The following is a 13,131-nucleotide window of genomic DNA, read 5'->3' as shown; positions in this document are numbered from 1 at the left end:
TCAATCCAGGCCTGGACCGCCAGCCGGCGGGGCCGGGCGCATTCGACACCGGAACTTATGCTTAACGTAGTGATTCTCGCCGCCGGACTCGGCAAGCGCATGCAGTCGGACCTGCCCAAGGTGCTGCACACCCTGGCCGGCAAACCCATGCTGGCCCACGTGCTGGACAGCGCTCGGCAACTCGAACCGGCCCGCATCATCGTGGTGGTCGGCCACGGCGCCGACCGCGTCAAGCAGGCATTCAGCGGCCAGGACGGCCTTGAGTTCGCGCTGCAACAGCCGCAGCAAGGCACCGGCCACGCGGTCCAGCAGGCCGTGCCGCTGCTGCGCGAGGGCGACGGCAAGGACGACGTGACCCTGGTGCTGTACGGCGACGTGCCACTGGTGCAACCCGAGACGCTGCGCCGCCTGCTGCAGGCGCGTGGCGCCGGCGCCGCGGTGCTGACCGAAGTGCTGGCCGATTCCACCGGCTATGGCCGCATCGTGCGCGACGCCGCCGGCAACGTCTGCCGCATCGTCGAGCACAAGGACGCCTCCGAGGCCGAGCGCGCCCTCAAGGAAGTCAACACCGGCATCCTGGCCGCGCCGACCGCGCAGCTCAAGGACTGGCTCTCGCGCATCGACAACAACAACGCCCAGGGCGAGTACTACCTGACCGACGTGGTCGGCCTGGCCGTGGCCGATGGCGTGCCGGTGGGCGCGGCCCAACCGGGCGCGTCGTGGGAGACGCTGGGCGTGAACAGCCGCGTGCAGCAGGCCGAACTGGAGCGCCGCTGGCAGGGCGAGCAGGCGCGGCGCCAGCTCGAGGCCGGGGTGACGCTGGCCGATCCGGCGCGCTTCGATGTGCGCGGCACGCTGACCTGCGGCCGCGACGTGTTCATCGACGTGGGTTGCGTGTTCGAGGGCCGGGTGACGCTGGCCGACGGCGTGCGCGTGGGCCCGCATTGCGTGCTGCGCGATGTGAGCATCGGCGCGGGCACGCAGATCGAGGCCTTCAGCCATCTGCAGCAAGCCCAGGTCGGCGGCGATGCGCGTATCGGCCCGTATGCCCGCCTGCGGCCGGGCGCCGAACTGGGCGACCGCACCCATGTCGGCAACTTCGTCGAGATCAAGAAGAGCGTGCTGGGCGCGGACAGCAAGGCCAATCACCTGGCCTACATCGGCGACGCCGACATCGGCGCGCGCGTGAACGTGGGCGCGGGCACCATCACCTGCAACTACGATGGCGTCAACAAGCACCGCACGGTGATTGAAGACGACGCCTTCATCGGTTCGGACACGCAACTGGTGGCCCCGGTGCGCGTGGGCCGCGGCGCCACGCTGGGCGCCGGCACCACCCTGACCCGCGACGCGCCGGCCGACAAGCTGACGGTGTCGCGCGGCAAGCAGGTCACCGTCGACGGTTGGCAACGGCCGGTCAAGAAGTCGTGACGCCGGCGGCGTCACAGGCGCCGTCAGGCGGCGGCAAGGCCGCCGCGCCGGACGGTCTGCCGGTTCCACGCCGCTATTGGGCGGCGGCCACCGTGATGACAGGCATCAGCCTGTCGGTGCTCGACACCACCATCGCCAACGTCGCGCTGCCCACCATCGCCGCGGATCTGAACGCCTCGCCGGCGCAGGCCGTGTGGGTGGTCAACGCCTACAACCTGGCGGTGGTGATGATGCTGCTGCCGTTGTCGGCGCTGGCCGAGCGGATCGGTTTTCGGCGCATGTTCACCTTCGGACTGGTGTTGTTCACGCTGGCCTCGCTGGGCTGCGCGCTGGCCGGCACCCTGCTGCAACTGACGCTGGCGCGCGTGTTCCAGGGCGTGGGCGCGGCGACGCTGATGTGCCTGTTCGGCGGCCTGGTGCGCAACATCTATCCGCTCAAGATGCTGGGGCGCGGCATCAGCATCAACGCCACCACAGTGGCGGTGATGTCGGTGCTGGGCCCGACCATCGGCTCGGCGATCCTGTCGGTGGCGCCGTGGCCGTGGATCTTCGCGGTCAATCTGCCGATCTGCGTGCTGGCCATGTTCGGCCTGCGCCACCTGCCGGAAGTGCCGCGCAACGATGTGCGGCTGGACTGGATCAGCGCGCTGCTGTGCATGGCCACGCTGGGGGTGTTCATCTCCGGCATCGACATGATGGGCGAAGACCTGCTGCGCGGCATCGGCCTGGTGGCGATTGCCGTCGTGGCCGGCCTGGTGCTGGCGCGCCGCGCCAGCGGCCAGCCCGCGCCGCTGGTGCCGGTGGACCTGCTGCGCATCCGTCCGCTGGCGTTCGCGGTGGGGGCGTCGGCCTGCACCTTCGCGGCGCAGATGGCCTCGTATGTGTCGCTGCCGTTCTATTTCCAGCAGGTGCTGGGGCGGCCCTACCTGGAGGTGGGCATGCTGATGGGCGCCTGGCCGGTGGGCACGGCACTGATCGCGCCGCTGGCCGGACGCCTGTCCGACCGCTATTCCGCCGCCACGCTGAGCGGCGTGGGGGCGGCCACCATGGTGGCGGGCATGCTGTGGCTGGCGGCGTTGCCCGCGGCAGTGGGCAACGTGCCGATCATCGCCGGCATGTTCGTGGCGGGCGTGGGCTTCGGCTTCTTCCAGACACCGAACAACCGCGCCATGCTGTCGGCGGCGCCGCGCGCGCGCAGTGGCGCCGCGGGTGGCCTGCAGGCCACCACCCGGGTGTTCGGGCAGAGCTTCGGCACCGCGCTGGTGGCCATCGCTTTTAGCGTCAGCGCGGCGCACGGGCCGGGACTGGCTCTGGTGCTGGGCACGATCTGCGCGGCGCTGGCGGTGGTGGTGAACACGGTGCGGTTCAGCAAGCTGCGGGCGCCGTCCGGCCCATAGGGGGCGGCGGGCCTGCCGCAAAGCCCGCCGGCCGGCTTCTATAATGTCGGCCGGCGCGGGAACCGGTCGTTCCGGCGCGACGATTACCTATTTTTAAGGCGTTCAGGCATGAAGATCACGGTCGTGGGTACCGGTTACGTGGGGTTGGTGTCGGGAGCATGCCTGGCCGACATGGGCAACGACGTCATGTGCCTGGACGTGGACGCGGCCAAGATCGCCCTGCTGCGCCAGGGCGGCATCCCCATCTACGAGCCGGGCCTGGAAGACCTGGTGCGGCGTAACGTGCAGGCCGGCCGCCTGCATTTCACCGACGACGTGGCCCAGAGCGTGGCCTTCGGCGACGTGCAGTTCATCGCCGTCGGCACGCCGCCGGGCGAGGACGGCTCGGCCGACCTGAAGTACGTGCTGGCCGCCGCCCGCAACATCGCCCGCCACATGACCAGCCGTAAACTGATCGTGGACAAGTCCACCGTGCCGGTCGGCACCGCCGACAAGGTGCGCGCCGCGGTGGCCGAGGAGTTGGCCAAGCGCGGCGTCGAGGTGCCGTTCAGCGTCGCCTCCAACCCGGAATTCCTCAAGGAAGGCGCGGCGATCAACGACTTCATGAGCCCGGACCGCGTCATCGTCGGCGCCGACGACGACTACACCATCGGCGTCATGCGCCGCATCTACGAGCCGTTCCAGCGCACCCACGACCGCCTGATGGTGATGGATGTGCGCTCGGCCGAGCTGACCAAGTATGCCGCCAACGCCATGCTGGCCACCCGCATCTCGTTCATGAACGAGATGGCCAACCTGGCCGAAGCGCTGGGCGCCGACATCGAGCAGGTGCGCCGCGGCATCGGCGCCGATCCGCGCATCGGCTACCACTTTCTGTACCCGGGCGCCGGCTACGGCGGCTCGTGCTTTCCCAAGGACGTGCAGGCGCTGGTCAACACCGCCGCCGAGCACGCGCTGCCGATGCGCGTCATCGAGGCCGCCGAGGCCGCCAACCACGCGCAGAAGTTCCGCCTGTCGGAAAAGCTGGTGGCGCGCTACGGCGAGGACCTGAGCGGCCGCACGATCGCGCTGTGGGGCCTGTCGTTCAAGCCCAATACCGATGACATGCGCGAGGCGCCCAGCCTGACCGTGATCGCCGAATTGACGCGCCGCGGCGCCACCGTGCGCGCCTACGACCCGGTGGCCATGCACGAGGCCGCCCGGGTTCTTGACGGCAAGCCCGGCGTGAGCTTCGCCACCGATATGTACGACGCGCTCGACGGCGCCGACGCGCTCCTGATCGCCACCGAATGGAAGGTCTTCCGCGCGCCTGACTTCGACCGCGTCAAGGCCCTGCTCAAGACGCCGCTCATCATCGACGGCCGCAATCTCTACACGCCGGCCGACGTGCGCGCCCAGGGCTTCGAGTACTCGGGCATCGGCCGCGCATGAAGATCCTGCAGCTCAACTTCGAGAAGGGCTGGCGCGGTGGCGAACGCCAGACGCTGTATTGCATGCGCGCGTTCCGCAACGCCGGCCACCAGGTCGAAGTGCTGTGCCGCGAAGGCGGGCCGTTGGCCGAACGCGTGCGCCAGGAAGGCTTCGTCGCGCACACTGTCCGCAACGTGCCGGCGCAGCTGGGGTTCCTGGCGCGGGCGGGCAGTGGCTACGACATCATCCACGCCCAGACCGCCAACACCATCACCTGGGCGGTGCTGACCAAGTGGCTGCACCGGCGTCCGGTGGTGTTCTCGCGCCGCACCTCGTTCGTGGTCAAGCCCAACGAGGAATGGAAGACCGGCTTCAAGTGGCGCCACACCGACCTGTTCGTGGCCATCAGCGACATGGCCGCGAGCGAGCCGCGGCGCCTGGGGCTTGATCCGGTCATCATCCGCAGCGCGGTCGAGCCGCACGCGATCAACCAGGACAACGTGGCCGCGCTGGTGCGCGAGTTCGGCCTGGAAGGCAAGAAGGTCATGGCCACGTCGGCCGCGCTGATCCGCGACAAGGATCCGGTGACGCTGGTGCGCGCGGTCGGCGAGCTGGCCCGGACGCGGCGCGATTTCGTCTTTCTGCACTTCGGCGCCGGCGGCGACCGCGAGCAGGCGGCGCGCGACGAGGCGCGTCGGCTGGGCATCGAGGACGTCTACCGTTTCGCGGGCTTTCGCAAGGGCGTCGAGGATTTCTACAGCATCCTCGACGTGTTCGTGATGAGCTCCGAGGAGGAGGCGCTCGGCAGCAGCGTGCTGGACGCGTTCCTGCAGCGCGTGCCGGTGGTGTCCACCGATGCCGGCGGCCTGAAGGAAAGCCTGGCGGACGGTCGCGGCGTGCTGTGCGCGGTGGCCGACTTCCATGCCATGGCCCAGGGCATGGCGCGCTGCCTGGATGACGCCGTCTTCCGCCAGGAGATCACCGAGCGCGCCTACCACTACGTGCGCGACGAGCACGACGTGCAGAAGATGGGCAACCGCTACCTGGCGCAGTTCGAACGCCTGCTGGCGGCCCGCTGAGCCGCGCGGCGCCTGCCGGCGGAGTGCTTACCCGCGCGGATCGATACGGGTTTCGAATTTGGCGCGATGCACCGAGAAGAACGTGCGCACGTTGCGCACGTTGGCGTGCGCGGTGAAGGCGCGATGCGCCAGCGCGTGATAGGCCGGCATGTCCTTGACCTGCGCGATCACCACGAAATCCGGCCCCGGCGACACGCGGTAGCACTGCAGCACCGCCGGTTCGGCCAGCATGATCCGTTCGAAGGCATCCAGGCTTTCGGCCGCCTGCACGTCCAGCGTGATTTCGACGATGGCGGTCAGCGTGCTGCCCAGCTTGTCGGGCGCCAGGATGGCCACCTGGCGCGCGATCACCCCTTCCTCCACCAGCCGCCGCACCCGCCGCAGGCAGGTTGGCGGCGAGGCGTGCACGCGCGCGGCCAACTCCTGGTTGGTCAGGGAGTTGTCGTCCTGGAGCTGTTCCAGGATGCGCAGATCCAGATCGTCCAATTCAGGCAGGGTGACCGGCTTGTTTTGCATGATTAATTCATGAATACGTGCTTTATGAAATATTATTTAATCACAAATATGTAAGTGAATAAACTGTCAAATATGACCAGATAAAGAAATCCAATTTCTCGATGGTGCGCGCACAATGCGTGCCGTACTCGAACTTTCAGGAGTCTCTCCTATGTGCGGCATTGTTGGCGCCGTCGCCCAGCGCGACATCACCCCGATCCTGGTCGAAGGCCTGAAGCGGCTGGAATACCGCGGCTATGACTCCTGCGGCGTCGCCGTCTACGCCGACGGCCACCTGCGCCGCACGCGCAGCACCCAGCGCGTGGCCGAGCTGGCCGAGCAGGTCGCGCACGACAAGGTGCAAGGATTCACCGGTATCGCCCACACCCGCTGGGCCACCCACGGCGTGCCCGCCACGCACAATGCCCACCCGCACTTTTCGCACCTGGGCAACGACGAGCCGCGCATCGCGCTGGTGCACAACGGCATCATCGAGAACCACGACGAACTGCGCGCCGAGCTGCAAGCCGTGGGCTATGTGTTCGAAAGCCAGACCGACACCGAAGTGATCGCGCACCTGGTCAACCATCTGTACGCTGGCGATCTGTTCGAAGCCGTGCAGAACGCCGTGCGCCGCCTGCATGGCGCCTACGCCATCGCCGTGTTCTGCCGCGACGAGCCGCACCGGGTGGTTGGCGCGCGTCAGGGGTCGCCGCTGGTGGTGGGCGTGGGCCAGAACGAGAACTTCCTGGCCTCGGACGCGCTGGCGCTGGCCGGCACCACCGACCAGATCATCTACCTGGAAGACGGCGACGTTGTCGACCTGCAACTGGCCCGTGTCTGGATCGTGGACGCCAACGGCAAGAACGTGGAACGCCAGGTGCATACGGTGCAGGTACACACCGGCGCGGCCGAGCTCGGCCCCTACCGCCACTACATGCAGAAGGAAATCTTCGAGCAGCCGCGCGCCGTGGGCGACACGCTGCAGGACATCGAGGCCATCACGCCCGAGCTGTTCGGCGACGGCGCCTACAAGATCTTCAAGGACATCGATTCGCTGCTGATCCTGGCCTGCGGCACCAGCTACTACGCCGGCCTGACCGCCAAGTATTGGATCGAATCGATCGCCAAGATCCCGGTGGCCGTCGAAATCGCCAGCGAATACCGCTACCGCGACAGCGTGCCGAACCCGCGCTCGCTGGTCGTCACGATCTCGCAGTCGGGCGAAACCGCCGACACCCTGGCCGCGCTCAAGCATGCCCGCTCGCTGGGCATGGAAAACACGCTGACCATCTGCAACGTGTCCACCAGCGCCATGGTGCGCGAGTGCAAGCTGTCGTACATCACGCGCGCCGGCGTCGAAATCGGCGTGGCCTCGACCAAGGCCTTCACCACGCAGTTGACCGCGCTGTTCCTGTTGACGCTGGCGCTGGCGCAGGTGCGTGGCCGCCTGACCGACGAGCAAGAGGCCGAGCACCTGAAGGCGCTGCGCCACCTGCCCGTGGCCATCGGCTCGGTGCTGGCGCTGGAGCCGCAGATCATGGCCTGGGCCGACCGCTTCGCCTCGAAGGAAAACGCGCTGTTCCTGGGCCGTGGCATGCACTACCCGATCGCGCTGGAAGGCGCGCTCAAGCTCAAGGAAATCAGCTACATCCACGCCGAGGCCTATCCGGCCGGTGAGCTCAAGCACGGCCCGCTGGCCCTGGTGACCGAGCATATGCCGGTGGTCACCATCGCGCCCAAGGACGAGCTGCTGGAAAAGTTGAAGTCCAACATGCAGGAAGTGCGCGCGCGCGGCGGCGAGCTGTACGTGTTTGCCGACGCCGACAGCAAGATCCAGAGCGCCGAAGGCATGCACGTGATCCGCATGCCGGAGCACTACGGCAAGCTGTCGCCGATTCTGCACACCGTGCCGCTGCAGCTGCTGTCGTACCACACAGCCTGCGCTCGCGGCACCGATGTGGACAAGCCGCGCAACCTGGCCAAGAGCGTGACGGTGGAGTGACGTGTGTTGCGGGCTGTCCGACCTCCTTCAGATAGGCATATGGATCGTGCCCGTTCAGGCGTGCCGACTGGATCAGGCTCATGATGGCGGCAGCGCGTTGCCCCCCGCGCAGCGAACCCGCGAACAGCTCGCACACGCCCACTCACTCGCCCAGCGTCGAGCGCGGCAGCGCCAGGCCGGCGCGTGCAAAGATGCCTTCCTGGCGGTACAGCGGCAGGTGATCGGCGAACTTCGCCATCAGCACCTGTGCCGGCAGCCCCGCCGTCGGGATGCCCTTGTCGATGACCTGAGCGGGCACAGGCGCCTGCGTGAGCGTCTCGCAGTGGTCACACACCCACTTGCCGCGGATGTGGCGCTCGACGCTGAAGACGCCCGGCAGGTAGTCCAGCTTCTCGCTCACGTCCTCGCCGATGCGCTTGAGATCGCAGCCGCTGTACCGACGTGCTGCCACGGCAGCCCCAGCACCAGCGCCTGCCATTGCTCGCCGTCTACCGCGACGTGAGCGCCGCGCAAGGCATCTGCTCATACGAACTTGCCACGGTTGCGCGTCCGTGCGGCCAGCCAGATCGCATCGACACGGATCACCGCAGCCACTCACGTAGCCAAGCCACGCACGAGCCGGCTTCACTCACGGGCCATTGCACCGTCGCCTGTACGGGGCCTCGCGACAAGCGGATCTCGATATGACGACCTGTCGAGGCCAGAGCTGGTAACGCTACCGGCGCGAACGCCGGCGCTACAGAAGTCTGCCGTTCGGCCTGACGGATCCATTTGTGCACCAGATTTGCATTCACGCCGTGCGAAAGCGCCACACCCAATGGATGTCCCCGGCTGGCTGCACTCGTCCACGATCTGCGCCTTCAGCGCCTTCGGATAAGACCGGCGCTCAGGCGCCGACGCTAATTCTGTCTTCGACATGGTGCCGGACATGTCAAGTTGGTTGCACTCAACTTGAATCGCGCGGCAAGGAGGGGGCCTGTTGCATCCCGAAAGTCAGGCGTAGTAAGGCGGAATAGGGAGCGGAGGTCAAGCTCATGCGAGCTGGACGCTCCAACCCACCATGCTTGCGGTCGTTCAGAGGCCGAGCTCCGACAAGCCCGGATGATCGTCGGGCCGGCGGCCGAGAGGCCAATGGAACTTTCGCTCCGATTCCTTGATCGGCATGTCGTTGACGCAGGCATAGCGGCGTTGCATCAGTCCATCAGGCATGAACTCCCAGTTCTCGTTTCCATAAGAACGGAACCAGTTGCCGGCGTCATCGTGCCACTCGTAGGCATAACGCACGGCGATCCGGTTGCCATCGTGGGCCCAGAGTTCCTTGATGAGCCGGTAGTCGAGTTCCTTCTTCCATTTCCGATCCAGGAAGGCTTGGGCTTCGGTTCGGTTATTGGCGAACTCGGCGCGATTGCGCCATTTGGTATCCAGCGTGTAGGCCAGTGCGACCTTCGCGGCATCGCGCGAGTTCCAACCATCTTCCGCGAGCCGCACCTTCTGAATGGCGGTTTCTTTGGTGAACGGCGGCAGGGGGGGACGAGCTTCCATGATTGCTCCTAGGCAAATGAGGTAGAACGGTCTGTCTACGTTTGCAAATTAGCGCAAGTGGAACGACCTGTCTACTTATAATTTGCAGCGGGTGTACCGATCTGTCTACAATGCGCCATGACATGCAACACGCCCCCCGTCGACACGCTCTCGCCTCGTGAACGCATCTTGCATACGGCCCATGCCTTGTTTTACGGCCAGGGCATCCGCGCCACCGGGGTCGACAAGATCATCGAAGCTGCCGCTGTCACCAAGGTGACGTTCTATCGGCACTATCCCAGCAAGGAATTGCTGGTGATGGCCTATCTCGAGTTTCGCCACGAACGCTGGATGCGGTGGTTTCGAGAGAGTCTGGCGTCCAACCTGGCCGCCGGCGCCTCGCGGATCGACTCGCTGGCGCTCACGCTGCGCGACTGGTTCGACAGCGAGGATTTCCGCGGTTGTGCTTTTCTGAATGCCGCAGCCGAGTTCGGCTCCACGCATCCCGCCATATTGAAGATCGTGCGCGAGCACAAGAAGGACGTCGCGCGATGTCTGGACGAGCTCTTCGAGAGCCCTGGTCAGGCCCTGGGCGCCCCTCTTACGGTCGCGATTGACGGCGCCATCGTGCATGCCCAGATGGGCGAATCCACCGATCGCGCCATCGATGCGATGCGGAGTCTCTCGCACTGCATTCTGGATGATTGACGGCCGGGAAGGCGATGGCGTCCGGCAGCTTGCTGGCCATCGCCGCGCGGTTGACGGTGGCGAGCCGCGTTTCCAGCAGCGTCAGCCATTCATGTAGATATGGGCCGCAGTCGGTGGCCCCAGCCAACGGTAAGCCGCTGGCTTGTTTGAGGCTGGCGAATCTTTCGGTTGGCACCAAGTAGTCCTCAAAATCCTTGAGCTGGGGGGAGCCTTGCACCTAGATGTCGCCGGAGTGCAGTGCGTTCCAGGACATGGCGGCCTCGACGACTGCGAACGCATCGCGGTCCGACTGCTTGGTCTCGGCCGATGCGGCCGAGCAGGCCAATGATTTGGTCGGTAACTGGCACCATACGCTCGATGGCGAGCGCCACGAGGGTTGCGTAGCGCCGCTGTGCCTCGAACTTGGCCAGGTCGGCGGGCGTTATCTAGGCGTCCTCACGGGCGATCTGGAGCGGCCGGTTCTGGCTCACTGTCCGTTCGATGCCGGGAGGCAGATCGAACGCCTGCAATGCCTTGAGTCGTTCGATGTGCTCCAGCATGTACCGTGAAATGGGCTTGACTGGTGACTGGCGCAGCCAGGCCAGCCAAGTTCACGCGGTTCTTCAGCAAAAATATCCGCGCCCAAACCGGATACTCCTGTGGCCTGGGTGCGGCTATTTCATTTCAGCGCAAACGAGCCTTCAATTCTTCACTAGCTTGATGCAGAGCGGCGCGCGTAGCTGGCACGTCAGCTAGCACATTGAGCAGGCCGAAGTCGTGAATCATGCCGTTATAGCGGGTTGAGACCACGTTCACACCAGCGGCGTCTAGCTTGCGTGCGTAGGCTTCGCCTTCATCGCGCAGCACGTCCTTCTCGGCCGTCTGGATCAGCGTCGGGGGAAGCCCCTTCAACTGCTCGGGTGTTGCCAGCAGCGGCGAGGCGTAAATCTCCTGGCGCTGCTTCGGGTCGGTGGTATAGGCATCCCAGAACCACTTCATCATGCCCTTGGTCAGGAAGTGGCCATTGGCATACTCGTCGTAGGACGCATTCTCGAAGTTGGCGTTGGTGACGGGCCAGAACAGTACTTGCGAGCGCAGCTTGGGCGTGCCCTTGGCCTTGGCCATCAGCGCCACCACCGTGGCCATGTTGCCGCCTACGCTGTTGCCCACAATGGCCAGCCGCTTACCATCCACATTTATCTGCGAGCCGTTGTCAGCCACCCACTTGGCGGCAGCGTAGATTTCGTTGATGGCCACGGGGTAACGCGCCTCGGGCGAAGGGGTGTAGTTCACGAAAATCCCCACCGCGCCAGAGTCGGCAACCAGATCGCGAACGAAGCGCTCGTGCGTCGGAAAATCGCCCAGAATCCAGCCGCCGCCATGCACGAAGATGAACGCGGGCAATACGCCTTTGGAGCCGGCGGGACGAACGATGTTCAACACGATCGGCTTGCCATCAACGGTGATAGTTTTCTCGCTGACGTCGGCGGGCGCTAGCTTCGCGCCTTTCTGTGCGCCAACAAGCACCTGGCGGGCATCGGCAGGCGACAGCGTTTCCAGTGGCTGGCCACCGCCTTTAGCCAAGGCTTCGAGGAAGGCTTGGGTATTGCGCTCGACACCAGGACTGCCTGCCGCCAGGGACAGGGTGGACGCCAGAGCCATGGCAGATGCGGCGATGAGCTTGTTTGTGGACTTCATGATGCTTGATCCTTTGGTTGAAGATGAATAGGGCCGTGAGACTCAAACGAGGCTCAAACGCACAACGCGGAGTAGCCAGCGGCAAACATCTGCTCTGGGTCGGTGCCAGGACCGCCAACGCCACCAAGTTCGCGTGGTGTGGAGAGCTGGACTTTCAGGGCGCCATCCGAGGTGGTGGCGCTCCCTTCACGACCGCCGATGGCAGTGGCTTGGGCGCGGTACAGGAGTATTTCGATCGACATCAGGTACTCCTTGTGACTTGAGGTTGAATGGAGCCGGGTGGCAGAACGAACTTTAGAACTGGACGCGGAATTTTTAGCTACATAAAATACAGAAAACTTGATGCAGAGTTCCAAATTGACCGATGGATGTACTGACCGCTTGGCGGCACTGCTGAATCACTTCCCGGTACGCGCACGCATGTTTCATTCGAGTGCCATGTGCGGCATCACCGATTTCTCCGCCCCAAACGAGGGTGGTCAGATGCATTTGGTCAGGACTGGGGCGGTGGAGGTCATCCATCCTGGGCATCCCCCACTCCAGGTGAACGTTCCAAGCCTACTGCTCTATCCGCGCCCCATGTCCAGGCGCTTTATGACTGACACCCAGCGCGGCTCAGACCTGGTGTGTGCAGATCTTCAATTCGATGGTGGAATTTCAAATCCGGTGGCGGCTGCGTTGCCCGACGTTATCTGCTTGGCGCTGGATGACGTCGATGGTGTCGATCAAGTGTTGACACTGCTGTTCGATGAGGCATTCGGCAACAACTGTGGTCGGCATGTGCTAATTGACCGGCTGTTCGAGGTTGTGTTGATTCAGGTGTTGCGGCACTTGATGGAGGCTGGGAAGATCAGTGGTGGCATGCTGGCCGGCTTGTCGCATCCCAAATTGCGCCAAGCCCTCGTGGCAATGCACGATCAACCGCGGCAAGCATGGTCACTAGATGCGTTGGCCGGTATCTCGGGAATGTCACGTACCGTATTCGCCAACAGTTTCCGTAGCGTTGTCGGTTGTACCCCAGGTGTTTATTTACAGGGCTGGCGTATCAGGTTGGCGCAGCGGGCGTTGCGACAGGGGCGACCGTTGAAGATGATCGCGATTGAGGTCGGTTACGGCAGTGAAGCCGCGCTTTCTCGCGCATTCAAGGCTCATTGCAGCATGACGCCACGGGAATGGCGAAACGGCACGCTTCCCGATAGTGCAAGCGTCCGCTGAAAGCGGCCTCGCGTGCTTCATTTTCCGTTTTCTGAGACCGCCACTATCAAGGCCTCAGACCTCGCCGGTGCTGCCCTGGGCTGGGCGGTTGCCAAGAGCGAAGGAGCCGATCCGCTTTGATCCTATGGCGATCAGTGCGGATAGCATTGGCGCGCATTACTAGATCTGGGACGAACCGCGCGGCGTGAAGCCC

10 protein-coding genes and 4 pseudogenes are annotated in these 13,131 nt (G+C 65.1%); 7 read left to right on the top strand and 7 right to left on the bottom strand.

Annotated elements, in window-relative coordinates; all coding sequences use genetic code 11:
* Positions 1–57 precede the first annotated feature (57 nt).
* The 4 genes from glmU (at position 58) to ACN6O8_RS12575 (ending at position 5,317) form a co-directional block, all read left to right on the top strand.
* A complete protein-coding gene (gene glmU / locus ACN6O8_RS12590) occupies positions 58–1,431 on the top strand; it encodes a bifunctional UDP-N-acetylglucosamine diphosphorylase/glucosamine-1-phosphate N-acetyltransferase GlmU (protein ID WP_427991375.1) in 1,374 nt (457 codons plus the stop codon).
* A complete protein-coding gene (locus tag ACN6O8_RS12585) occupies positions 1,428–2,828 on the top strand; it encodes an MFS transporter (RefSeq protein ID WP_427991374.1) in 1,401 nt (466 codons plus the stop codon). Before glmU ends, ACN6O8_RS12585 begins: the two co-directional genes overlap by 4 nt.
* 108 nt (positions 2,829–2,936) lie before the next feature.
* Positions 2,937–4,259, top strand: coding sequence for a UDP-glucose dehydrogenase family protein (locus ACN6O8_RS12580; RefSeq protein WP_427991373.1), 1,323 nt, complete (start codon positions 2,937–2,939; stop codon positions 4,257–4,259).
* The gene (locus ACN6O8_RS12575) at positions 4,256–5,317 is read left to right on the top strand and encodes a glycosyltransferase family 4 protein (protein WP_427991372.1); all 1,062 of its coding nucleotides are present in this window, start codon (positions 4,256–4,258) and stop codon (positions 5,315–5,317) included. Before ACN6O8_RS12580 ends, ACN6O8_RS12575 begins: the two co-directional genes overlap by 4 nt.
* Before the next feature lie 27 nt (positions 5,318–5,344).
* Here the strand turns inward: ACN6O8_RS12575 and ACN6O8_RS12570 are convergent, their stop codons facing one another.
* On the bottom strand, positions 5,345–5,833 hold the full coding sequence (locus ACN6O8_RS12570; protein ID WP_427991371.1) for an Lrp/AsnC family transcriptional regulator: 489 nt from the start codon (positions 5,831–5,833) through the stop codon (positions 5,345–5,347).
* A 151-nt stretch (positions 5,834–5,984) separates the two neighbouring features.
* On the opposite strand from ACN6O8_RS12570, the gene glmS reads away from it, so the two are divergent.
* Complete coding sequence (gene glmS, locus ACN6O8_RS12565) at positions 5,985–7,817, top strand: glutamine--fructose-6-phosphate transaminase (isomerizing) (protein ID WP_427991370.1); 1,833 nt, start codon at positions 5,985–5,987, stop codon at positions 7,815–7,817.
* A 22-nt stretch (positions 7,818–7,839) separates the two neighbouring features.
* On the opposite strand, the pseudogene ACN6O8_RS12560 reads toward glmS, so the two are convergent.
* From ACN6O8_RS12560 to ACN6O8_RS12550, 3 genes and pseudogenes are all read right to left on the bottom strand, one after another.
* A pseudogene (locus ACN6O8_RS12560) lies at positions 7,840–7,899 on the bottom strand (transposase domain-containing protein); the annotation flags it as partial.
* 63 nt (positions 7,900–7,962) lie between these two features.
* Positions 7,963–8,247: pseudogene (locus tag ACN6O8_RS12555) on the bottom strand (IS66 family transposase zinc-finger binding domain-containing protein); the annotation flags it as partial.
* Positions 8,248–8,891: 644 nt separating this feature from the next.
* Positions 8,892–9,359, bottom strand: coding sequence for a DUF1348 family protein (locus ACN6O8_RS12550; RefSeq protein WP_427991369.1), 468 nt, complete (start codon positions 9,357–9,359; stop codon positions 8,892–8,894).
* A gap of 117 nt (positions 9,360–9,476) precedes the next feature.
* Here ACN6O8_RS12550 and ACN6O8_RS12545 point away from each other — a divergent pair, with 117 nt between their 5' ends.
* The gene (locus ACN6O8_RS12545) at positions 9,477–10,046 is read left to right on the top strand and encodes a TetR/AcrR family transcriptional regulator (RefSeq protein WP_427991368.1); all 570 of its coding nucleotides are present in this window, start codon (positions 9,477–9,479) and stop codon (positions 10,044–10,046) included.
* A gap of 13 nt (positions 10,047–10,059) precedes the next feature.
* Here ACN6O8_RS12545 and ACN6O8_RS12540 read toward each other — a convergent pair.
* From ACN6O8_RS12540 to ACN6O8_RS12530, 3 genes and pseudogenes are all read right to left on the bottom strand, one after another.
* A pseudogene (locus ACN6O8_RS12540) lies at positions 10,060–10,636 on the bottom strand (hypothetical protein); the annotation flags it as partial.
* Between the two features lie 73 nt (positions 10,637–10,709).
* Positions 10,710–11,723 carry an alpha/beta hydrolase gene (locus tag ACN6O8_RS12535; RefSeq protein WP_427991367.1) on the bottom strand — a complete coding sequence of 338 codons (1,014 nt, stop codon included), beginning with the start codon at positions 11,721–11,723 and terminating at the stop codon, positions 10,710–10,712.
* 65 nt (positions 11,724–11,788) lie between these two features.
* Positions 11,789–11,965 (bottom strand): annotated as a pseudogene (locus ACN6O8_RS12530) (organic hydroperoxide resistance protein); the annotation flags it as partial.
* Positions 11,966–12,065: 100 nt separating this feature from the next.
* On the opposite strand from ACN6O8_RS12530, the gene ACN6O8_RS12525 reads away from it, so the two are divergent.
* On the top strand, positions 12,066–12,938 hold the full coding sequence (locus ACN6O8_RS12525) for a cupin domain-containing protein (protein WP_427991366.1): 873 nt from the start codon (positions 12,066–12,068) through the stop codon (positions 12,936–12,938).
* Positions 12,939–13,131: the final 193 nt, after the last annotated feature.

It is taken from the genome of Achromobacter sp., assembly GCF_050285565.1.
GTDB lineage: Bacteria > Pseudomonadota > Gammaproteobacteria > Burkholderiales > Burkholderiaceae_B > Achromobacter.
This window is presented reverse-complemented; position numbering and strand designations above follow the sequence as displayed.